Below are 24,177 nucleotides of genomic sequence, written 5' to 3'. Positions count from 1 at the left end.
CACGAGGTACATGCCTACTTTACTATTACTCGGCGCCAATTCTGATATGGCCGTTGCCTTGGCCCGCAAATTCGCCCAAGAGAAATTCGATATACAACTCGCTGCCCGCAATACAGCTCCTTTAGAAGCACTGTGCAGCGATCTTCACATACGTTATAACGTTACAGCCACAGCGCACACATTCGATGCCACGGCGTACGATACCCACGAAAGCTTTTATAACAGCTTGCCTGTAAAGCCCAATGTAACCATCAGCGTATTTGGTTACCTCGGCGAACAAGCAACAGCTAACAATAGCTGGCAAGAAACAGCAAAAATTATTGCCACCAATTACACCGGTGCAGTATCTATTTTGAACATCGTAGCCAATGATTACGCGGCGAAGAAGGCCGGTACCATTATCGGCATTAGCTCGGTTGCAGGCGAACGCGGTCGCCAAAGTAATTATACCTATGGTAGTGCAAAAGCCGGCTTTACGGCTTACCTATCAGGGTTGCGTAACCGCTTGTTCCACGATGGCGTGCATGTAATGAGCGTACAACCAGGATTTGTGTATACCCGCATGACCGAGCATTTGAACCTCCCGAAATTACTCACTGCACAACCGGCCGACGTAGCCAATGCTATCTACAAAGGTTATAGCAAAAAGAAGAACGTGATTTTCGTGAAGTGGTTCTGGCGTTACATCATGTGCATTATCCGTAACATCCCTGAAGGCATCTTTAAAAAATTGAAATTGTGAATCCAGGTATTGCATTTTTCGACTTCGATGGTACCATTACCACGAAAGATACTTTATTCGAGATGGCTCGTTTTCAACGTAGTAAACAAGCTTATTGGAAAGGACTCTTCACGTTACTGCCTACTTTCGTAGCCGTAAAGTTGAAGTTGATACCGGCTGCCAAAGGCAAGGAGAAAATGTTGACCTACTTCTTAGGAGGAACAAGCGAGCGCCATTTTAATATGACTTGCCGGGATTTCTGTAGGAATATTTTACCCAATTACATTCGTCCACAAGCGATTACGGCTATTACGAAACATTTGTCGGAAGGACATGATGTAGTTGTTGTTACAGCCTCGGCCGAAAACTGGGTACAGCCGTGGTGCGATTCGCTGGGCATTCAATGTATAGGTACGAAACTAGAAGTAGCACAGGGTAAATTTACCGGTCGTATTGCGGGCGAGAATTGCAATGGAGCAGAGAAGGTAAACCGTATACGTGCAGCGTATGATTTAGCAAACTACGAGCAAGTATTTGCTTATGGAGATACAAGTGGCGATAAGCCCATGCTAGCGTTGGCGAAAGAAGGCTTTTTTAAACCTTTCAGGAATTAAAACATATCATTCAATACCCACGATAGCATTAATATCGTGATGGCGATAGAAGGAATTAACGCTGCATTCTTCATTTTATTTCTAAGATGGATACCCAATGCAGCCAGCAAGGCATTGTCGGGGTTCGTATGATCACTTACCCTGATAGTGCCTTCTCTTTTGAATAACAAATAGTTCTCGGCACTCCGCATCACTTCCACCCCATCTTTCTCCCATACCCAGGTATTATAGAAGCCTTTTACCTTGAAAGTATACCTTGTACCACTGTTTAAAACAAATTCTGCCTTTGGAAACCAACGAAGCCATTGCACGGTATGTACAACGCCCAACATGTGTAATTGGTCGGCATCAAACACGTTGATATTGTAGTTCAATATGCCTTGCGACTGGAAACGGTAATTATGACCGTACAGTGAACCGTGGATGGGATTGCCCAACCATTCCGATTTGTACAAATTTCCAACTTGTTGGCCATTACTAAATAGTGTAAACTTGTCTTGGAAAGATTTAGATTGATAGGATAATATTTGGTTCATAACAACGGTTAAATTAACAGGTTTATGGTCACAGATAGGCTACTGTAAATGTAATAAATGTTGTTGAATCATTTCCGCAAATTGTATAATTCTCTGTTAAAAATATAACCGTATTTCGTACGCGTATAAAGGTGCAATATTCCTTAAACCCTCGTACGCAAGCACTTGTTATTTACACGACTGAACTCCCATTATGGCGAAAATTTTAATACTCTTAGCACACCCAGCCTTAGAACGATCTAGGGTACACAAACGAATGGTGTCGGCAGTGAAAAACATGGATCATGTAACACTGCACGATTTATACGAACTATATCCCAATTTTGATATTCAAATACCGCGGGAACAAGATTTGCTGCTGGCCCACGATATCATCATTTTACAACATCCTATGTACTGGTACAGCGGGCCGGCCTTATTGAAACAATGGCTCGATTTAGTATTAGAGCATGGTTGGGCCTATGGCATGAAAGGTACCGCGTTAAGAGGGAAATGGCTTATGAGCGCCATTTCTACCGGGGGGCCTGAAGCGGCATATACCTTGGAAGGGCACCACCAACATACTTTGAAACAATTCATGTTGCCTTATGAACAAACCGCCAAGCTCTGCAATATGCACTACCTGCCACCGGCGGCAATTACCGGCGCACACAAATTAGACGATACCGCCATCCAACAAAAAGCCTTGCAATACCGCGCTTTGTTGGAACGCCTACGCGATGAACCGCTCGACTTACAACAAGCGGCACAATTACCCAATTTGATGGAGTTAATCCAATTACCACAAGCTTAATCGACCATGGAACATAGTTTATTATTTCAATGCCTCGTGTATTTACTCGCCGCCGTTATTTGCGTACCCATCGCGAAAAAACTAGGCTTAGGGGCTGTATTAGGATATTTAATTGCCGGGGTGGTAATTGGTCCTTCTGTTACGGGCATTATGGGCGAAAACTCTTCGGAAGTGATGCACTTTGCAGAATATGGCGTGGTGATGATGTTGTTTTTGATCGGGATGGAATTAGAACCCGAATTACTCTGGAAGCTCCGTATCCCGATTATAGGTTTAGGTGGCGTTCAAGTATTATTGACAACCGCCGCCTTTACGGGCGCTGCATACCTTTTGGGTTTGCCCCTAAAAGCCAGCTTCGCAATAGGTATGATCCTATCCCTTTCTTCTACGGCGATTGTACTACAAATACTCAAAGAGAAAGGTTGGATGGAGCTATCCGCCGGGCAAAGTAGCTTTTCCGTGCTCCTATTCCAAGATATCGCCGTTATTCCCATGCTAGCGGTTTTCCCCTTGCTAGCAAGCAGCGATGTACATACCGAATCTGAGAGTCATACCCTCATTAGCGGCCAACCCGGCTGGGTGCAAACACTAGTTGTGCTAGGGGCTGTAATAGCCATCATCTTCGCTGGGCGTTACCTAGTAAGGCCATTGCTTAGCGTTGTAGCTCGCACCCGGGTAAGAGAACTTTTTACCGCTTCTGCCCTTTTATTGGTGATTGCAATTATTGTATTGATGACACTCGTAGGCATGAGCCCAGCATTAGGATCATTCCTGGGTGGCGTTGTATTAGCCAATAGTGAATATCGCCACGAACTGGAAAGTGATATAGAACCCTTTAAAGGTTTGCTGCTGGGGTTGTTCTTCATGGCGGTTGGCGCTTCTATTGATTTTAAGTTGATATGGGCGGAACCATTGCTGATTATAGGATTGGTGTTCGGGGTGATGTTATTGAAGACCTTGGTACTCACCATTTGTGGTAAAATATTTAGGTTAAGTAAAGATCAAGATCTCCTCTTTGCTTTGGCACTTTGCCAAGTGGGTGAATTCGCCTTCGTACTCCTTTCATATTCACGCCAAAACGCCATCTTGCCAAACGATACAGTAAGTATATTAACGGCTGTTGTAGCACTTAGCATGGCCTTAACGCCACTGGTGTTCCTCTTCTACGAGAAAGGTATTCAACCCATCTTCCTCAAAAACATCCAACAAGAGGAACGCGAATTCGATGAAATTGATACGAAACACCCCGTTATTATAGCAGGCTTCGGCCGTTTCGGGAACATTACTGGCCGCTTTCTTTTAGCGAACGGTATCCAATGTACCATCCTCGATAACGACAGCGACCGCGTAGAAGTACTTCGAAAAATGGGATACAAAGTTTACTACGGCGACGCTACCCGCAACGACATGCTCGCTTCTGCCGGGGCCGAAAACGCCAAGCTGATCATTATCGCCATGGATACACCCGAACAAACCCAAGAAGTAGTCAAACTCGTTAAAAAGCACTACCCCAATATGCAAATGCTCGTACGCTCGGAAGACCTCACCGATACGTTCGAACTCATGGACCTCGGCGTTGTACGCATCTACCGCGAATACCTCGACACCTCCCTACGCATGGGCGTAGATGCCATGAAACTCCTTGGCTTCCGCGCATATGCCAGCTACCGTTCCTCCCAAACCTTCTTACGGCACGACGAACAAGCTATTAAAGGCTTCAGCGCCAGCCGCGACGATCGCAAACAGTTCATTAGTACTGCCCGCGACAGGATGGAAGAACTGACCAAACAGCTCCAAATCGACAAAGTAGCCCGCTGGCGCGATGGCGACAGCAGTTGGGAAGCCGAAACGATGCGCGAAGAAGCCCGGATCGACCCGGAAGAAAAAAACATCCAATAACAGTACAATATTTGCTGCATTCAATCGTCATCTTACCATTAACACTTGAATGCAGCAAATCGATACATGGAAAATCAACAGAAAAAACAAAAACTCTCGCTAGGTGGGTTTAAGAAAACACTTCGTTTATACAAATTTGCAAAACCATACCGCTGGCAGTTCTTATTAGGATTAACCCTTTTATTTTTATCTAGCGCCTCTACCTTATTATTCCCCAAGCTCCTCGGGCAGCTCGTAGACGCCGCCCACCAGGACCGCGTTATGCAAGAAATTAACCGCATTGGCTGGATGCTGGTCGCCGTTTTATTGGCCCAGTCAACCTTATCTTTCTTCCGGATTGCCATTTTTACCCGGGTAACCGAGAAGATCCTCGCTGTATTAAGACAAGTAACGTACGGTCATTTAACCCGTTTACCTATGAAGTTCTTCGCAGAAAGACGTGTAGGTGAGTTAAACAGCCGTATTTCCAGCGACATTTCCATCTTACAAGACACGTTTACTACTACTTTGGCCGAGTTTATTCGCCAATTAGTAATGGTAGTCGGTGGACTAACGCTTCTTTTAATTACCACCCCGCAGTTGACAGTGTTCATGCTGGCGATCTTGCCGGTAATTATCATCGTGGCCATGGTATTCGGGAAGTGGGTACGGAAGTTTTCGAAGAAAGTGCAAGCCCAAGTGGCCGACTCGAACGTAATTGTAGAAGAAACTTTGCAGGGTATTTACAACGTAAAAGCCTTCGCCAACGAACACTACGAGGTAGAACGTTACAAACAGAAAACCAATGAAGCCGCCAAAACAGGTATCCTCTCTGGTACTTACCAAGGCTATTTCGCTTCATTCCTAATCATGGGTTTATTCGGTACCATGGTAGCCGTTATCTGGAAGGGTGCCATCATGATTAATGAAGGGCAATTAATGGCGGGCCAGTTATTCTCATTCATCATATATACCGGCTTTATTGGTGGTTCCATTACCGGTTTAGCAGAAATATATACGCGCCTCCAAAAAGGTTTGGGTGCTACAGAAAACATCTTGGAAATACTTGATGAACCGGTAGAAGAATTATCGGAAGTGAAGATCGAACACATAGCAGCGCCCATTTCCGGGCAAATAGTTTTTGAAAATGTAAGCTTCCACTACCCTTCTCGTAAGGATATTACGGTGCTACGCGATGTAAACTTCACGGTACAACCCGGCTGGCAAGTAGCCCTCGTTGGCCCAAGCGGTGCCGGTAAATCGACCATTGTGTCGCTTTTATTACGTTTATACGACCCTGTACAAGGTTCCATCAAATTCGACGGGAAGGATGCGTTGGATATTCCTTTATCCGAGCTGCGCTCTCAAATGGCCGTGGTACCACAAGATGTTTACCTCTTCGGTGGCACCATCCGCGAAAACATTGCCTATGGTAACCCCGAAGCCGATGAAACGGCCATTATAGAAGCTGCTAAACAAGCCAATGCATGGGAATTCATTCAAAACTTCCCTAGCGGCCTAGATACCATTGTGGGTGAAAGGGGTATACAATTATCGGGTGGTCAAAGACAACGGATTGCTATTGCACGCGCTGTACTGAAAAACCCACGCCTCCTCATCCTCGATGAAGCTACTTCCGCCCTCGACGCAGAGTCGGAACGACTGGTGCAAGATGCTTTGGATAAGTTAATGAAAGGCAGAACCTCCATCGTAATTGCCCACAGGCTAGCTACGGTGCGCAAAGCAGATTTAATTCTCGTGATGGAAAATGGTACGGTTGTAGAATCGGGCACACACGAATCGTTATTACAACACGACCAAGGGTTGTATAAAACACTGAGTACTTTACAATTCACGCATTAATTATAACATGGGCAGGACTACCTTAAAGGTTTCCTGCTCATCTTTTACCTGTAAATCTTTCCCTGATAGTATTTTATACAAGTGCTGCAATTGAGATAAGCCCTTTTTCTCTGAGGAAGCCCGCAGCATGGGAGCTTGTTTGTTATTGGAGATAATGAGATGGTCCTCGTCGTTATAAATCTGGATCTTCAACGGTTGCTCAACCGTCATAATATTATGCTTAATGGCGTTATCGATCAGCATTTGCAAGGTCACCATCACTACCCCTTTCTGCAATACGGGGCTAGCCACATCTACCTCAATTTGAATAGCATCACCAAATCGATCTTGCATTAATGTGCGATAATGCTCGATAAAGGTAATTTCTTGCCCTATTTTCACCACAATGTTTTCATCGTGCTGCAACACGTAACGGTAAACTTTCGCTAAATGCCCAATAAACTGGGAGGCTAAACCCGGATCTGAGGTGACTAAGTTATCTAAAGATGATATGGTATGTGATAAGAATTGAGGATCGACTTGGTTTTTCAGATGATGGTACTGCATATGCAATTTTTCTTGCTCCAACACAGCCGCACGTTCGAATGATTGCCGCCAGCGTTTAATGAACTCGTCGCTAATGAATACAAGGTTGATGGAAACGGAAATGAGCGTATTGGCGAGATAGATCATGCCATTGACTTCATGCTTTTTGGGGATTTCTCTGAAATCGTATACCACTAAAAACACCAAGTACCGCACGCAAATCACCAAGCCTACGCCAATTACTAGCTGTAACACTATTCGCCCATATTGAAACCGCTCTAAGGGTAACCACCTATTCAACAAATGGTGCACCAGTAACAACAAATACCAAACGCACTGAATTACCACCACTAATATCACCGAAGCAAATAAATGTACCTGTACCGGCATAGATGGCATCACATTTGCACGCACGAGCCAACTAACAATTACTACCACGAGCGTGATAATCCATCGCCAGAAGAATGTTTGTTGAACGTTAATGCCTTTTTGCATACGCTCAAATTATATAATAAAGCCATTTTGGTGAAGTACTACCGTATAAATGGTTGATTTGGACTGATAGATGCCGTATTTCATGATATGTAATTTTTTTTCGAACATTTCCATTATAATTTTGTCAACACCTATTACGTTTATATATTGCAAAAAGAGAATCATAGGGTATTGTTTGGACAGCCCGCATGGATAACCGTATCCCGTTTAACGCCAAAGGGCGTTGATGATTGAATACACTTATTTTAAAAGCGCAGTCAAATTAGGAGAGCCCAAGGTATGGAAACAGGCCAACAGTCATTTATTGAATTCCTTTCTACTGCACACGCCAACGGAACTTTAACCACCGATGATGTGATTGCTTGCGTGATGCCCCTCTTTAGAGGTGTGATGGCTTTACACGAAGAAGGAAAAGTTTTACATATTGCCGACGAACACCAAGTGATTGCTGTACACCACCAATTACACGTCGACCCCATTTACGCTATTGCTCCCCGCGACGCAATGGACAAAATCATTCGTTTACAATCGGCCTACAACGGTCATATCGAAGTAGCCGACAAGTTCAAACGAAATAAAGGCGGTAACGGCGAGTCGACCGTACTGGAGAACCTCGAAATATATACCGGCCCCATTCAGCAACTTTCCCTCCCCGCATATATACCGGGTTACGAATGTTATGAATCTCTCGTAGAACACCACGATGCGCAAACAGACATTTTTACACTCGGGCTTATCTTGGCCAGCGTAACAATTGGGCTTAACTTCTATAAAGAAGAAGACCTCACCCAGTTCGTGAACAACCGCCAACATCTAATGCGCTTGCAGTCGAAAATCCACCCGGCGATCAATACATTGATCGTGGAAATGACCGAATTAAACCGGGCTAAACGCAGCCAGGATTTAACAGATATCATTCACCGGTTGAATCATTACCGCGACTTCAATCCCAATATCCAAAACGACTTATCACAAGTAGCAGGCTGGGTTAAAACCGTGAATACCACCCGCGAAAGTTATATACTGGGCAAATTGCGTAACCGCTTGTTCGATACCAGCAGGCGCAACCGTTTGCTTTATTACAAACCAAACTTACGGTTCATCAACCTCACGGTAAGCAGCGTTCCCATGGTGGTACACTTCAAAAGTATCCCGGCGAATACCTTGTTTACTTGGCACGAGCAATTAGCGGCCACAGTTGTTCAGCAGAAGGATTTAGTATTGAATCAATACTTACGCTTCGAAGATCACCCTTACTTACAAGCTTCTTTGAATACCATCCGCATCGAAAGCCAACGTGATATACAAGAATACGGGTTCAGTCAACTAAAAATGGCCATTGCCTTTTTAGATTGGTTCAACTTGAAGGAAGAAGAACAAGAACGGATTCAAAGCCCGCTGTTGCTAATTCCTGTTACCTTGAAGAAGAAAAAGAATGTAGCCGCCGACCAGTTTGTACTGGAAGTAAATAGCAATGTTGCGGAGGTAAACCCCGTGCTGGCGAATTACTTGGAGGACTTATACGGTATCCAATTACCCGCTTACGTGGAGTTGGAAGAAATGAGCGTGCAACAATTCTATGAACACATTAGGGCACAAATAGAAGGAGCCAACAAAGGGTTTATATTGACCTACGTCGATAAACCTCGCGTAAACCTCGTATATGAAACGGCACAACAAACCGTAGCACATTACGGTAGACGCTTTGGCATGCAAGACAATACCACCAAGCGTGCTACCCGTTCTACTACCCTAGAATTATTCCAATTAGCAGAAACGCCTACAAATAAATACCATTGGCATTTTGATGTATGTAATATCGTATTGGGCAACTTCAATTATAAGAAGATGAGCTTGGTACGTGATTACAACCACGTAATCATGAATAAGCTGCAACACGGCGTGTTCGACCAGTTATTCAGTGCCCAACCAAAACCCATCGTGCAATACCAGCCTGCCCCGGTTGACCCAGCTAGTTGGCAACACGTAGTTACAGCAGATCCTACGCAAACCAACGCGGTACTGCGCGGGCGGAACGGGGAAAGCTACGTCATTCAAGGTCCTCCTGGTACGGGTAAAAGCCAGACTATTACAAACTTGATAGCCGATTTTGTAACACGCGGCAAGCATGTGTTATTCGTGTGTGAAAAAAGAGCGGCGTTAGACGTGGTTTACCACCGTTTAAAACAGCAAGGTTTGGATGAACTGTGTTGTTATATCCACGATTCACAGCAAGATAAAAAATCGTTCATCCGTGATTTAGAAGCCACCTACAAACTGTATGCTGCGCAGCCTTTGGATTTACCGGCATTGCAGGAACAACGTACTAGTTTGTTGAAGAAGCTGGATGTACCCATCAACCTACTACAAAACTACCATCAAACACAAAATACTGTTAGCGAACAAGCCGCCACTACCACGCGCGACTTAATCGCTGCCCTCATTGCTTTACGCCCGGCCCTGCAGCAACTTTCCCCTAAAATGGAAGAAGCGATGCCGTATTACGAACAATGGGTACAATTTGGGCAGGTGATCCAGCAATTGGGTAGCGTATTAGAAGATACAGGTTCAATGCCCATTTTCGCGGAACACCCACTAAGCAAAGTGAACGAGGCAATCTTCGCTCACCCGCAACCAGTAACCAACCTGGAAAACTTGCTCGATGCCGCACAAAAAGCATTGAATGATGTACTACAAGTGTTGCGCGCTACACAACTCGATCAAAGCCTGTACACGAACCTTGCCGTATTGAAAGATACCGTGATGCATGCCCACTTAATGGTGCCGTTGGCACAACAACAACAAGTGGCATTGATCGACCCGGCAAACCCCGCTTCGCAGGTTTTAACACAACAATTGAACTTGCTCAAAGAGCAACAAGCTATACACCAACAAGCCGTAGAAGCAACCGTTCACTGGCAATTCAAGCTAGATGAGGCCACTGTGAGAGAGGGCTTAGCACTCGCCAACCAGAAGGAACATAGCATGTTGGGTTTCATGGATGGCCAGTGGCGTAAACTGAAACAACAAGTCAACGCGGGATATTTCTTCGATGCACACCCTGTAAAGCCAAGTATTACCACGGTTTTACAACAATTACTGCACGAGTATGAAACCTCGGCAGCTATTCTTCAAACAAAGAAAAACATACAACAACAATACGGTTTCCAGGACATCGACCAGATGGTGCAAACGGTAGAACGCTTGAGAACAAGGATTACCCATCCTGCTGTTCAGTGCTTAGTACACCACCCACAAGGGAGTCAAATTACCTTGCAACTGGCCGAGTTACAAGCTCCTATTGCCAAGTTGGAAGTGGCGTTGGAAGCTTGCTTGCACGAATACCAAGGCAAGTCGCTTCTACAAATGGAAGATGAACTAGAAAACATCTCCATGAATGCCAATACCCTACCCGACTTAATGCCGGCACTCGAGAACTACTTGGCCATGCCGGCAACGCTTAAAAATGCGGTGCATACCATCCCGTTCTCGCCATCGCAATTTGAAGCAGGTATGGCGCATAAAAGCTTACGCCAAGTATACCTGCAACAAAAGCAATTCGCGGCCACCGATGCACATACACTCGAAAAGGCAGTAGAAGCCATACAGGTGTATTATAAAGAATTGATGAAGCTGAATGCTTTGATCACCAAAGCACAAGCAAGGGGTAAATTCAATGATCATCTTAGCGTTAGTGCCCAGCCTTTATCGGCCTTAACACCCGAAGAGAAAGAGTTCAAGAAGCATTATCTTGAAGGCAGGAAGATATTAGAGAACGAATTTGCGAAAAGTAGTCGCTTTAAAAGTATTCGTGAATTAGCCTCGAAGGAAAGTGCCGATGTATTGAAGGATTTGAAGCCTATTTGGTTAATGAGTCCTTTAAGCGTAAGCGATTGCTTACCGGTTGAAAACACCTTCTTCGATGCCGTGATATTCGATGAGGCTAGCCAGATTACATTAGAAGAAGGGATTCCTTCTTTATACCGCGCCCCGCAAAGCATTATTGTTGGCGACGATAAACAAATGCCGCCGACCGATTTCTTCACCACCAAGGGTATCGATAAGGATGACCTTGAGTTAACAGTGGAAGAAAGCGCGAGTGATTTATTAAGTCACGACGTAGACAGTTTACTGGCCCAAGGCGCCCGTAAGCTCGACAGCGTGATGTTAGGTTGGCACTATAGAAGCCAGTTTGAAACATTGATCAACTTTAGCAACCATGCCTTCTATAAAGCTGGTTTGCTTACTGTTCCAGATAGAACCGTTCACCAATTGCCGAAACAGCCGATTGTAGTGAATAGTGCCGCGGAAGGCCTATTATATGCCAGCAGCCTATACGACCGGAGTATTAGTTTCCATTTCCAACAAGGCGGTGTGTACGAGAAACAAGTGAACTTACGCGAGGCACAATATATAGCCGAACTTGTTCGTAGCTTCTTACGGAAGAATGTGAAGGATAGCATTGGTATCGTAGCATTCAGCCAGCCACAACAAACAGCCATTGAAAATGCGTTGGAAGCCTTGGCGAAAACGGATATTACGTTCGATCAACAATTAGACGAAGCAAGAATAAGAGTAGAGAACGACCAGTTTACAGGTTTGTTTGTAAAGAACCTGGAGAATGTGCAAGGCGATGAACGCGATATTATTATCCTCAGCGTATGCTATGCACCTGCTAGTAGCGGTAAAATGTCGATGCACTTTGGACCTATCAATAAGAAAGGTGGTGAGAAACGATTGAACGTTATTTTCAGTCGCGCGAAGAAGCATATGGCCGTGGTAAGTAGTATTAAGCACCAGCAAATTACCAACGAGTATAATGCAGGCGCTAACTATTTGAAACAATTCTTACAATATGCCGAGCATGTAAGTATTGGTGCCATGAAAGAAGCGAACCAAGTATTGCAGAAACTGAATTATAAAACGCAACAACCTGTTCAGCATATCCACGAAAGCTTGGTGTTACAACAGATTAGCCGGCACTTACAACAGAAAGGCTATGTAACGCAATCGCAAGTAGGGCAATCTGGGTTTAAATGCAGTTTAGCCATTAAAGCGAATGAGCAAGACGATCATTATGCATTGAGTATTTTGGTGGATGATGATGCACACTACGCGAATGAAGATGTGTTGGAACAATACTTCCAACGCCCAGCCCTCTTGGAGAACTTTGGTTGGAAGATCATGCGTGTATTAGCGAAAGATTGGTTACACCAACCGAAGCAGGTGGTAGAAAACATCTTAAAACGCTTACATAACGAGCCGATGATTACGCAGGAAAACCCAGCCAGCATAGAGAAAGCGTATGCGCAAAGTGTTTCATTGGGCGCATATGAAAACCTTCCCTATCAACGGTTCATCCTCGATCAAGGCGAGTATATTAAATCTTGGGAAATAGCGGTAGACGATCTTAAACTCGTGACCCGTTTCGGTAAACTCGGGGCAAAAGGACAAGTACAAGTGAAAACCATGGAAAGCCAAGCGCATGCGAAAGAAGCAATGCAGCAGATGATTAAAGAAAAACAAGCGGAAGGGTACATTACGGCACCAGTGCAGTTGTAACTTTTACGCGGTAAATACATTGAAAGCGAATGAGGCGTTTGTCCTTGTTCGCTTTTTTATTACATAAGCTATTAGAACCGTACAATTTGCTTGGTATTCACAGAAGCGTATTGATGCACGAGGTTGAGGATATAATCATTCTCGGGATATTGTGTGAGTTGTTCTTTCAAAAATTCAGCACTCTCTAATTCCGCATTACTAGGAATATAGCCCATGCCATAGAACTTCCCTTTTTCGATGTACACGCAACTGTGTTGCCCTTTGGCTAAACCATTGTCGATAATAGCAAAAGTAGCGAGCCCTTCTTGTAAATGCCTGATAGCGGCAAATACACGTGAGTTATAGGTGTCGGCATCTTCGCGGTGTTCACAGGCGCCTTTGCATATTTGGGATTCGAGACCTGTACAAGCTTGCGTATCGGCTTGTAAGAAGCAGAGTTTATGACAGAGGTTGAATTGCTTGACTAACTGTATTAACCGGTTCCGTCCTTCAATCATTAAGTTGAAACCTAATATTGGCGTAGTGTATTTTCTTTTCTTTTCGATCGCCAAGCGCATATAGCCTTGTTGATCTTCGAACACATAAATACCGAATTTGGATTCGATATGTTTTTGCGCCCGGTTATATGCCGGCCACAGGCGTTTTATTTCGATGGATTCTAAAATGAATGCAATGAGTTCAGTGCCTGTCACTTGGTGGCTTACTTGGTAAATATTGCGGAGGAAATCTTGTCGTTGCTTACCGGGATTATTGCCGGAGAAATGGCTTAATACCCGCTTCCTGATATTGATAGCCTTTCCCACGTATACCACTTTCCCCTTTTGATCGTGGAAATAATATACACCGGGTGTATTGGGTAATTGTAATACTTGCTCCCTGGGCAAATTAGCTGGTAGTGCCTGCTCTTTAGAACCCACTTTTAACATAGATGCCAGCACTTGCTGGGTATCATTAGCCAGCAGCTTCTCGAACAATTGTACCGTAGCCGCCGCATCGCCATGGGCACGGTGGCGGTCTTGTATAGTTATGCCTAACTGCCTGCACAAATTCCCCAAACTATAAGAAGGCATCCCCGGGAAAATCTTCCTACTCATCCTCACGGTGCACAGCTTCTTACTATGGATGGCAAACCCCGCTACATCGAGCTGGTGCTTGATAAAGGAATAATCGAAATTAACGTTGTGTGCAATGAAAACATTGGGCTGTAACAATTCGAATACTTTGGGTGCCAGCTCACTGAATGTAGGCGCAAAGCTCACCATTTCATCAGTAATACCCGTTAAAGCCTGTATATACCGTGGTATAGGCATTTCCGGGTTCACGAGACTATGAAAAGTATCGACAACCTGTTGCCCGTCATGCACAACGATGGCGATTTCAGTAATACTACTCGCACTCGCATGACCTCCAGTGGTTTCTATATCTACAATTGCATACATGGGAGAACGAAGATAATATTTTCATCTAATGCAACACTAGTCTTTTGCTAATATTTTTGGCAATTACACTTAATACACTAATTATTTTAGTGTTTATGTATGAAGGATTGGGATAATAGATGCCTGCTATGCTAAAATAATATAACACTGTTTGCAGGGTGCATGTGGGATAGCAGACATTTGTAGTAGATGATTTTAGATCTTCGGTTGACAAGGATTCGTAATGCTTATGTAGTAAAAAGCCTGCGTGTGGTACACGCAGGCTTTTGTGGTATGTAAGAAGTACAATTTATCCCTTAGTATACCACACTATACTTTTCCCAGCTTTTAGGGTACATCTTTTTGATCTCATTTAAAATAAAACTTGGTATAGGTGAATTGCGATAATCAACTCCTTTACTTTTTAAGAAGTCTACAATTGCCATCTTTTTTTTAAATTCTCTTGATCCCAATTCAACCAAATCCTCTCTAAGATAATCAACTATAAAAATAGGCTGATCTTTACCCGGATCTTCAGTCGGTCTATAAAACATAGGTATTTTATAATCTGCTCCATTTTCCAATAATAATAAAACTACATCATATCGTTTTAAGATAACGGATTCTGTGAGTGCTGTCCTGTGATATTCATTCATGAAATTCACATTAGCCCCATTAGCTAATAACAGTTTTACTATTTCAACATTTCCGCTTTTACTTGCAATTATTAATGGAGTCATTCTTGTTTTATTGCCCTCCCTTCTTTCTCCAACTTCAACATCGTTAACATTAGCTCCAGCCTTAATTAATTGCTTTGCAAACTTTATATCATAATTTTTTCGATAACAGGCTTTAATCAGTGCTGAACTACCATCGTATGTATCATGTAAGTTTACATCAGCCCCCAAATTTAGTAATTCATTAAACGATTTCCATTGTTGATTGATGACAGTCATCATTAAAAGGGTTGCTCCAAATTTAGCTTCTTGAAAATTTAGCAATGAAGTATCTTTTGACACTATTTGTTTAATTTCATAAATATTCCCATCCTCAACTGCTTTTGCTAGTTCCCATGCTGGAGTATTTTGAAAAATTCTATAATCTCCATATAAAAGAGTTTTCTTATTTACTACCTTATCTCTTTCAATATTATTATTACAAGAAATAAAGAAAGTGACAATAACTAATAAAAATATCTCAAAATTATTCTTCATCATTTTGCAAAATCTGAGGGGTGACTTAATCCAAAAACTTTCAACATACTATCCATACTGTGACCATTCAATTTAGATGCATTATCTACGGGCTTTACATCGATTCTAATACCGTTTACATCTGGTATTTTAGAATTATCTTGCATAAAATTCAACGGATCGGATGTCAATACATAAGCGTGAATATTGGACTCTCCTTTTAGTGGTGTTTTCCAATTGCCTACAGCAAACTTCATAATATCCCCAACACCTGCCGCTTTAAATGTTATTGCTGGTCTACCAGTAATAATTGAACTCAAAGCAGCTTCACCACCACCAAGAGAGTGACCTGTAAAGGTTAAATCGACTCCTTCTCCAAGCTGAATAGATATTTACCGTGTTTTCGATATTCAATTTACTTGTTAATTGGTTTACAGCATCAATTTTTCTTTAGGGGATTTTACTTGTAGATGATTTTATATCTTCGGTTGACAAGGATTCGTAATGCTTTTTACTACTATGAAAAAATTATCGTTCCATTTTTTTGATCCAAGCCAGGCTATCCGGAAATGCTAGATTGAATTCCTTAAAATCAGTAGTCGTAATCAGCATTCGATTATTATTTAGGTCATCAACTTGATAAGCGACCGGGAAACTTTCCCCTATTAGAGAATATCCTCTTGAAGAATAAATGGTAGGATAAGCGCCTAAACCATGATAAATTTGTCCATTAACTTCAAAACTATACTTTACTGAACCTCCGCTGCCTTTATAATCTGCATAAAAATTTACTACGCCCCCTGGTACAATTTTAAAATCTGAGGTTAGCTGTTTATCCCTTATCATGGCCTTTATAAAAAAACAACCAATTACTAAGAATACCAAATAAGGTAAGCATTTATTAAAGCTTCTTTTCATCGTTCTAAGGTGAAATGTTTTTAAGTACATCACTTATTAAGGCATTTAAGGTATTTAACTGAGTACTAGTAATAGCTGTTGCGCCAAAGTATATTGTCACTACCCCTTCTCTTTTAAGGCCCCCAGTTAACATACCTTTAATTCCAGCGTATGAACTTAGACCTAGATAATCTAATCCTTTTCCAACATATTCATTAGCAACTCCGCCAACTAAAATTTCTGTAAAGAAATCCGTATATGATTTTTGACCAAATATCGGCCTCTTAAAATTATTATCAGGCCTAAAATCTAACGCACTTCCGACCATCGCTGCACCAATAGGATTTTGCATAAATGTACTTTCTGTAATACTTGCAACATTTAAATTCATTACCTTTTCCTTAAAGGTAAGCTTATCACTAGTCATGTATTGAACCGTAGCGTCTCCAAACCAGACCCAAGGCCTTCTGCTGTTATTCCTGAATCCCCGTTAAAACCTTGTATGTACCAAGGTATAGGCATTTCCGGGGTCACGGGACTATGAAAAGTATCGACAACCTGTTGCCCCTCATACACAACGATGGCTATTTCAGTAATACTACTCGCATGACCTCCTTTCTAAAATATTACTTATGACAACTCCAATTGAACAACCAACACCAAATAATGCCAAACAAATACCTGCGACCAAATTGCTCACGCCTGTTTCATTTATCCATAATACGGTATCCTCTCCAGGTAACATTTTCATATCAAATATGTCTCCTATTTTATAATCCTCACAAAACGTACCTCTTACCTGTTTATTATAATTTTGTCCTTCGTAACTAAAAGTAACAACATAAGGTTTCGTACCTAAACATATTGGTGGCTTTTCAATTAATACCATTTTCACAATCTTTCCATCTTGTGCAATTTCAAATACTTTCATATTGGCACCTATAAGTAAGAGACTTCCAATGAATAATATTAATCCTGCAAAAAATACGAATGTCTTCATTACCTAATTACATTTATTGGCATATTAAATCGTGTATTATCCTTAACAGGCATGTCAAGTTACGAACCCGTTTTCAATTCTTATTAATATTAAATATTACTTGCTACAACGGAATATACGACCTTACCGTTAACCCAATTACTTCTAAGCTGTACGTTAATTTCATTATCTAGTGCTTTGACCGCAGCGGCTTTTGGTTTATTTGTAGACTCAGCTGCTGAAACTCTCGCAGCTCTATCCGCTTTTTGGCGCGTTGCAGCCATGTGCCCATCAGAATGAATTTGGGCTTTTTCGGAATTTCTCCAGCTACTTTACAAATTAGCATATCTTCAAGGGTTTTTGTTAAGGTTACTTTAGACTCATTGCTTCCTTTTCCTTTAGTTCTATATTACTTTAATACTGATTCTCCAACATCTATATCTAAAGAAACAGTTTCATTAACTACTTTACCAGCTACTTCTTTTGGAATGTAAGCTGAGGTAGCAGCAGATAAAAAACCTGCATTGGCAGAAATTGCAATCGCATAATATCAATATCCGACCTTAATGCAGCTCTAAGCTTCTGTCCTTTCATCAATTGCTTGCGACTTGTGTTCCATATTCAACAGCGGCACCTCTTATCTTGTACAGGATAGCTAGCAGGCTTAGCTGCACGCGTTTCATCTACATTACTGAATAATTGGGTTTCTGTTGCAGCATCTGATGTTTCCATGGTGGCCACATAATTTGCTGTTCCAGTTTGGTACACGTAGGCTTTTGTGAATTTTATTACTGTATTATTCAACTATTTTGGAATTTTTTGGATTAGCGATTAAATACTCGATACGATAAGTAGAGTCCAATTTATATCTCCCTTTAGACTCAATTCTTTGAAATCTAAAATATCTCATCCCATTAATTTTATACTGATATCTTACCTTGGCGTCATCAACATAAATAACCTTAGCAAGGTTTATTAATGTTGAGTCATTTGGCAAAAAGACTTTCTCAGAGAAATCAACATAAATATCATTAGGATCTTTTTTGCGATAATATATAATGTAATGCTCTCCAATTTCCACATCACTTGCAGGCGTGTTATACCGCCCTTCATACTTTACATTTTCAACGACATATTCAAATATCGCGTAAGATCCCTTATAAGAACCAACATCGACTACATTCCCTATAGTGAAATTATTTTCTGCTTTAAAGCTATTTCTTACTGACGTGCCATAAAACACTGCAAATTTTCCAAATAAGAAAAATATTATCACTATTAAAATTCCACCAATGGCTAAAGCTATTGAAAAAATTAAAATTGACTGACCCCGTGAAAAATTTTCTTTGTTGTAGCTTTCTTTCATAACTAACTTGCTTTACATACTACTTATTTGTCCCCCTAACTTTCTTCTTTATTGGATCACCCACAGCTCCATTTATAGCTGTTTCTAATGCAGGAGTTGCAAATTCAAATGCTTTCTGTCCAGAAAGCTCAGTAATATTTGCAACAAACCTACTTTCCATTTGCGCTGCTTTCAACCTCCACATCCAAATAATCTATTTCTTTAAATGATTTACCAGGTATTTTTTGTCCAGCCAATTCACAACCTGCAGCACATTCACCATTAACAGCCCCTTTGCCAAGGCTTTTATTTATATTAGATTATTTTAGATCTTCGGTTGACAAGGATTCGTAATGCTTATGTAGTAAAAAGCCTGCGTGTGGTACACGCAGGCTATTATGGTATGTTGCTATTTAATTTCAATATTTTTAATCCATAATAAGCTATCAGGAAAAGGTATTGAAAAGTTTCTGAAATCTTTAGTACTGATTAATATATGGCTAATTTTATTATCTTTTTTTAGAAAAGCAACCGGAAACTTTTTCCCTACTATTATACTTCCTTGGCTCCTACTTATTTCTGGATAAGCATTATATCCTTCATAAAATATTCCATCTACTTTGTATTCATATTTCACAGTATTAGAACTTCCTTTCGCCGCAATTGTAAAACTAAGTACTGTCCCTTCAGTCAGAATATAATTTTGCAGCAAATCATTACTATCGTTATAAGATTTAAAAATTAATATTAATAAACCCAATATTACAAAAACTGAAATAATTTTCGACATATCATTACCTTATAGCATTGTTATCTGGACTCTCTTCAAGAACTGATTTAATCATATTTAAAAGATTAGCAAAAGTATTCATTTGGGTTCCTATAAAGTGTGCTTGTAGCTCCAGTTTCAAATTGTATTGCAAAAATATCATTATGTTTTAAACTTTCCTTAATAACACCATCAATTCCCAAGTACTCTAATCCTTTTTCTCCTACTTTATTGGCACCTCCGGTAATTACTGTTTCCATGAAAAAAGTTCCAAAGTTTTTTTAACCCCGAACTTCGGGGGAGCCTACACAAACTTCTGTCCTTTCATCAAATTGCTTGCGACTTCTGTTCCATACTCGACAGCAGCCCCTCTTATCTTATACAGGATAGCTAGCAGGCTTAGCGGCACGCGTTTCATCTACATTACTGAATAATTGGGTTTCTGTAGCAGCATTTGATGTTTCCATGGTGGCCACATAATTTGCTTCTCCAGTTTTTTATGTTAACACTATCCGAGTATTCCCTAAGTGATCCTTCACAAAGTAGATGATTTTATATCTTCGGTTGACAAGGATTCGTAATGCTTATGTGGTATTGTTTAATTAAATCTAAAAAGGTTTATTTTCTATATATTAATGCGTATTCTTTAATCCCATATAAACAACTACTCCTAAAAAACTAACTATACTGATTACAACGTAAAAAAGAGCAGTTAATTTAATTTCTTTCTGTGACTTTTTTGATTCTTTCAACCACTTATCATGTATAACAGAAGGCAAATGTTTTTCCCTGTAAAAAAATCTTATGTAATTAAATATCAGAAAGAAAAAATAAATACCAACTGAAACAATCTTTAAGAGATATTCCTGTGGATAATATATGGCTATAATAATGAACCAAATTGTAAGCAAATTAAATGTTTGCAGTAAGGAAACTACTGTAATACTAGTTCCCTCTGTTTCTTTCTCCCTGTTACGCGCATAAAACTTTGCGACTAAATAGAATAAATAGTCAAAAAACATTCGCACTTTATTTTTAATAAATTAACACCCTAAGTACTTAATTTGATTCTTCCAACTATTCAAATTATACTTCATATCGTTGTATAAATCAATAGTTGATTGTGTAAAATCACCAAAAAGATCACCAATATTCTTTCCTGTCACTTTTTTATAATTGGATCACTAAGATTGCAAAGTCTCAATTCGGCTGCATAATAAACGTGCCATTAATCCCTGCTACCGAGAAATTAACGATATCCGTTCCAAAGTCTTTGGAATAAGAAAAGAAATCAACCACTTCCCTTCCCGGGTCCGTAGGGTTTGCAGGCGTATTATAATTTGAACTGGAAGGGGCTCTCAACTCGTCCGGCCTCCCCATAATACTGCGTGTTATAGCACCACCGCCGGATAAACTTCAGCCCATCCACACATCCGATGCTAATTCATTTACACAAATTCCATTTGAGCCATAATTCAATGCAATATGAATGGGAATTGAACGCGATTGTTCTTGTATTAAAGGCACTCCCACATTGGGTACACCCGTAGCATAATTCAATGCTACATCGCCTGCTTTATTCATTGTTGCCGCGCCTACTGGTGGCGGTAATCCACGGCTAGGATTAAATCCGTAATCGTTTTGTCCTCGGGCAAGTACAAGTAAATGTGTGATACTCAATAGTATTACTAATAAGCATAGTTTCTTCATCTGCGTTAGGTCAAATGGACACTAATTATTAATTGTCATATATTGGCAATCGTATTGCTAAGAAAATTCCAGCGTCTTTAAACATCCTTATATATGTTTGATTTCCTGGTTTCGAATTAGAGCATCAAATGCTATTGAATTCATTATGTAAATCAATCTATTCTTACAATTACTCTTCTTTTCAGTTCTTAACCAGGAACAAGATCATTATAAATCGGCCGACCAGGTAACCGTATTTTATCTTCCGCAGTTATTGAATAAATTAAATAATACTTATTATTACAAATTTCAACAAAGGTTATCCCAAAAATAGAACCTGGAAAATCATAATAAATAAATACACCTATCTTATAATTTTTATCCTTTCTGATATGAGCAAAACTTTCAAATGATAAATTATCAATAAGAAAATTATTGACCACGAATCCTAATTCATACCCGTATTCATCATAAGAATTAAATATCAATTTGCCTCTTTGAATATTTATTACATTTAATGCGGAAATATGAGTAGATATATCTGCTCTATACTTTGACAAAAAATTATTGATAACCACATCATGGTATTGTTTATTAAGTAAATTCAGTGAATCCTGTAAAATAATATCACTTTTTCTTTCCTCTAATGTAAAGTGAATACTTTTAAATTTACTGTTCTCCAACTTATCAACTGGAACTTGCGCATTTAAATTTGCACTTAACAACATCCAAATAATAAAAAGCAATTTATATTTCATATTAACTGTTCTATTGAATTACAATTGGTTTTCCCGTATCTGGGTAAACTACGACTAGGGTTAAATCCATAATCGTTTTGCCCATGGGCAATAAAATGCTTACTACTCAATAGTATTACTAATAGCACAGTTTTCTCATCTCACATGTACTTTAAGGTTAAATGATGATGATTAATTGGTTAACAATATTCCATCCACCTACATATTATACCCCACCCTAAACTGCACAGGCTGCGTAGCGGGATAATGCTGGTTATGTAAGAAATCGTATAGTATGATAATGTTTCCTTTCAGTTTATTATTGATCTTGTACTTCTTGCTTACCCCCAATAAAGCCGAGTTAAAAGCCGATTGTACTTTCTCCGGTGAATTGAAGTTGTACGTTCTCTCAAACCCACCATTCACGAAGAACGTGCCTTTCAATTTGTAATCCATATAACTGCGAAGCCCGGCACCGGCGCTCGTAAACTGTATGTTATTCCACCCCGATCCCAAGCCCAGCTTATAAACACCTCCTACTCCTATTGTTCCGTTTTTCGAGAACTTGTAGCCTACTTGTAAGCCTACATCCCCACTTGCCGGGAAGTACTGGTTGTTCTTCTGGAATTGCATATTGGTGCCGTATTCTAAGCGTTGTAAGAAACGCTTCTGCTTCATCTCGTTAGGTTTGAAGTTGGGCATCTCCGCCGCATTGTCTAAGCCCGGGAATTGATTCCGCAAGGTTTCCATGCGTTCGCGGGCACTACTCATCTGGTCGCGTAAGGCTGCCGTAGCATCATTACTACCGCCACCACCACCTGCCCCTGGCATGGCACCGCCTAATCGTTGTTGGATTAATTGCTCCACTTGTGAGCGTGTTTGCAAACCTTCTAAGGAAGCTGTACCACCTGTATTTTGGAAATTAAACAGGGAGGCAATGAGCGAGTTTTGTTGAATGAGTTCTTTGAATTGCTTGCTGTTCTTCACCAATTCAACTACCTTCTTCTCTATCTTTTTGCGGTCTTGCAAGATATCTTTGTATTCCTGCACCTGCTGTACATAGCTGTATGCCGCTTGGTTGTATTTGGAGAGATATTTCTTTAAATCGGTATACTGCCCCAACTGCGATTGTAAATACTGCTTTCTTTGGGCTATAAACTGGCGTACTTGCTGTACTTCTTCAAACTTAGACTGTAACTCGTCTACGTTGCCAACTGCTTTCGTTAATTGATCTTTGTACTTCCCAATATTGCCATCCTTGCCCAGCATGCCTAATACACTCGATACCGTATCTACATAAGAATCGTACTTACCGCCACCCTTACCGGCACCCGGCTTAAACTTATTCAAAGGATCAAATACCCGTTTAGCCGCCATGGAATCAATTTTCGACAAACGCTTATTGAGCGCGTTTTCATATTGCTCCAATTCTGCTATAGCACGCGCATTCGCACGCTCCAACTGCTTCGTTGTGCGTGATACCTTCTTATTAACTTGTTGAATGTATTGCTGGCTGTATTGCTCGACCTTGGCTGCCGTATCTTTCGGCTGTATAGACTGTACAGGACTAAAAGTTAGGCAAATTGCATAAATGTATACTAACATAGGTTAAATGGATAATCTTCATGTGAAGATATTAAATTCTCCAACACAAATTCATTCAAATAACATATAATTAATTCCTATACGTCAAACCCCTTAACAGTTGAGAACGTAGAGATTAGAAAAGCTTTCAACATCGAAAGTATATCGAAAACGTATTCTTCTTGTTTAACAATAGTGTTAGTCCACGATGGGAGAATACATTTTCAACTCTTACCTATCGCCCCCGGAACCAACTACCATATTCCATTTTCCTTAATAATAAAAGATACTAAGAATAATACGAGCAATGAGGAGTATACTACACTACTTTTCTCTCTCTTTTAAACGCATTGCTTAAATACTTACTATTTAATACTAGAAACACCATCAACAACAATAACGCTATCGGCTGAAATATGGGAAACATAAGTGAACCTACCCAAAATTGTTTCGTGATAATTGGAGTTGTAAAGGCTGCCAGATTAATTGTGCTCAGCAATAATGTAATTCCTGTGATTAAAACGCCAATTCTCATACTGAAGAAGTATGTGAAAATATTGATCAATACAAGTATACCAC

The 24,177-nt window shown here is 40.7% G+C and carries 21 protein-coding genes; 6 read left to right on the top strand and 15 right to left on the bottom strand.

Going from position 1 to position 24,177, the window contains the following annotated elements:
• The first annotated feature begins 10 nt into the window (after positions 1 to 10).
• Together LX64_RS09105 and LX64_RS09100 are read left to right on the top strand one after the other, a co-directional pair.
• Entirely contained in the window at positions 11 to 742 is a 732-nt protein-coding gene (locus LX64_RS09105) for an SDR family oxidoreductase (RefSeq protein ID WP_111597328.1), read from the top strand.
• A complete protein-coding gene (locus tag LX64_RS09100) occupies positions 739 to 1,335 on the top strand; it encodes an HAD family hydrolase (RefSeq protein WP_211324780.1) in 597 nt (198 codons plus the stop codon). The genes LX64_RS09105 and LX64_RS09100 overlap by 4 nt, the downstream gene beginning before the upstream one ends.
• Here the strand turns inward: LX64_RS09100 and LX64_RS09095 are convergent.
• Positions 1,332 to 1,871: a hypothetical protein gene (locus LX64_RS09095; RefSeq protein ID WP_111597327.1), complete on the bottom strand. Its 540-nt coding sequence runs from the start codon at positions 1,869 to 1,871 to the stop codon at positions 1,332 to 1,334. The two genes, LX64_RS09100 and LX64_RS09095, sit on opposite strands and share 4 nt — an antisense overlap.
• A 193-nt stretch (positions 1,872 to 2,064) precedes the next feature.
• On the opposite strand from LX64_RS09095, the gene kefF reads away from it, so the two are divergent.
• The 3 genes from kefF to LX64_RS09080 all read left to right on the top strand — a co-directional run bounded on the left by kefF (position 2,065) and on the right by LX64_RS09080 (position 6,405).
• Entirely contained in the window at positions 2,065 to 2,664 is a 600-nt protein-coding gene (gene kefF, locus LX64_RS09090; protein ID WP_111597326.1) for a glutathione-regulated potassium-efflux system oxidoreductase KefF, read from the top strand.
• A 6-nt stretch (positions 2,665 to 2,670) separates the two neighbouring features.
• Complete coding sequence (locus LX64_RS09085) at positions 2,671 to 4,563, top strand: monovalent cation:proton antiporter-2 (CPA2) family protein (protein ID WP_111597325.1); 1,893 nt, start codon at positions 2,671 to 2,673, stop codon at positions 4,561 to 4,563.
• 66 nt (positions 4,564 to 4,629) lie between these two features.
• Entirely contained in the window at positions 4,630 to 6,405 is a 1,776-nt protein-coding gene (locus LX64_RS09080) for an ABC transporter ATP-binding protein (RefSeq protein ID WP_111597611.1), read from the top strand.
• On the opposite strand, the gene LX64_RS09075 is transcribed toward LX64_RS09080, so the two are convergent.
• Complete coding sequence (locus tag LX64_RS09075; protein ID WP_111597324.1) at positions 6,406 to 7,425, bottom strand: sensor histidine kinase; 1,020 nt, start codon at positions 7,423 to 7,425, stop codon at positions 6,406 to 6,408.
• 279 nt (positions 7,426 to 7,704) lie between these two features.
• On the opposite strand from LX64_RS09075, the gene LX64_RS09070 reads away from it, so the two are divergent.
• Positions 7,705 to 12,987, top strand: a complete 5,283-nt coding sequence (locus LX64_RS09070) for an AAA domain-containing protein (RefSeq protein WP_111597323.1) — start codon at positions 7,705 to 7,707, stop codon at positions 12,985 to 12,987.
• Between the two features lie 71 nt (positions 12,988 to 13,058).
• Here LX64_RS09070 and LX64_RS09065 read toward each other — a convergent pair whose 3' ends face one another.
• The 13 genes from LX64_RS09065 to LX64_RS09005 all read right to left on the bottom strand — a co-directional run bounded on the left by LX64_RS09065 (position 13,059) and on the right by LX64_RS09005 (position 23,619).
• Entirely contained in the window at positions 13,059 to 14,426 is a 1,368-nt protein-coding gene (locus tag LX64_RS09065; RefSeq protein WP_111597322.1) for an exonuclease domain-containing protein, read from the bottom strand.
• 296 nt (positions 14,427 to 14,722) lie between these two features.
• Positions 14,723 to 15,622, bottom strand: a complete 900-nt coding sequence (locus LX64_RS09060; RefSeq protein ID WP_111597321.1) for an ankyrin repeat domain-containing protein — start codon at positions 15,620 to 15,622, stop codon at positions 14,723 to 14,725.
• Positions 15,619 to 15,855, bottom strand: a complete 237-nt coding sequence (locus LX64_RS09055) for a hypothetical protein (protein ID WP_148707259.1) — start codon at positions 15,853 to 15,855, stop codon at positions 15,619 to 15,621. The genes LX64_RS09060 and LX64_RS09055 overlap by 4 nt, the downstream gene beginning before the upstream one ends.
• A 271-nt stretch (positions 15,856 to 16,126) precedes the next feature.
• Positions 16,127 to 16,516 (bottom strand): hypothetical protein, encoded by a 390-nt coding sequence (locus LX64_RS09050; RefSeq protein WP_111597319.1) that lies wholly within the window; start codon positions 16,514 to 16,516, stop codon positions 16,127 to 16,129.
• A 4-nt stretch (positions 16,517 to 16,520) separates the two neighbouring features.
• Positions 16,521 to 16,922 (bottom strand): hypothetical protein, encoded by a 402-nt coding sequence (locus LX64_RS09045; RefSeq protein WP_111597318.1) that lies wholly within the window; start codon positions 16,920 to 16,922, stop codon positions 16,521 to 16,523.
• A gap of 171 nt (positions 16,923 to 17,093) precedes the next feature.
• Positions 17,094 to 17,495, bottom strand: a complete 402-nt coding sequence (locus LX64_RS09040) for a hypothetical protein (RefSeq protein ID WP_111597317.1) — start codon at positions 17,493 to 17,495, stop codon at positions 17,094 to 17,096.
• Between the two features lie 89 nt (positions 17,496 to 17,584).
• Positions 17,585 to 17,758 carry a hypothetical protein gene (locus tag LX64_RS26010; RefSeq protein ID WP_158538587.1) on the bottom strand — a complete coding sequence of 58 codons (174 nt, stop codon included), beginning with the start codon at positions 17,756 to 17,758 and terminating at the stop codon, positions 17,585 to 17,587.
• A 512-nt stretch (positions 17,759 to 18,270) separates the two neighbouring features.
• On the bottom strand, positions 18,271 to 18,840 hold the full coding sequence (locus tag LX64_RS09030; RefSeq protein ID WP_111597315.1) for a hypothetical protein: 570 nt from the start codon (positions 18,838 to 18,840) through the stop codon (positions 18,271 to 18,273).
• 388 nt (positions 18,841 to 19,228) lie between these two features.
• A complete protein-coding gene (locus LX64_RS09025; protein WP_148707258.1) occupies positions 19,229 to 19,609 on the bottom strand; it encodes a hypothetical protein in 381 nt (126 codons plus the stop codon).
• Between the two features lie 65 nt (positions 19,610 to 19,674).
• Positions 19,675 to 19,848, bottom strand: a complete 174-nt coding sequence (locus LX64_RS26005) for a hypothetical protein (protein WP_158538586.1) — start codon at positions 19,846 to 19,848, stop codon at positions 19,675 to 19,677.
• A 1,156-nt stretch (positions 19,849 to 21,004) separates the two neighbouring features.
• A complete protein-coding gene (locus LX64_RS09015; protein WP_111597312.1) occupies positions 21,005 to 21,298 on the bottom strand; it encodes a hypothetical protein in 294 nt (97 codons plus the stop codon).
• A gap of 188 nt (positions 21,299 to 21,486) precedes the next feature.
• The gene (locus LX64_RS09010) at positions 21,487 to 22,035 is read right to left on the bottom strand and encodes a hypothetical protein (protein ID WP_111597311.1); all 549 of its coding nucleotides are present in this window, start codon (positions 22,033 to 22,035) and stop codon (positions 21,487 to 21,489) included.
• A gap of 198 nt (positions 22,036 to 22,233) precedes the next feature.
• Positions 22,234 to 23,619, bottom strand: a complete 1,386-nt coding sequence (locus LX64_RS09005) for a hypothetical protein (RefSeq protein ID WP_111597310.1) — start codon at positions 23,617 to 23,619, stop codon at positions 22,234 to 22,236.
• Between the last annotated feature and the right edge of the window lie 558 nt (positions 23,620 to 24,177).

It is taken from the genome of Chitinophaga skermanii (assembly GCF_003259335.1).
Lineage (GTDB): Bacteria > Bacteroidota > Bacteroidia > Chitinophagales > Chitinophagaceae > Chitinophaga > Chitinophaga skermanii.
This window is presented reverse-complemented; position numbering and strand designations above follow the sequence as displayed.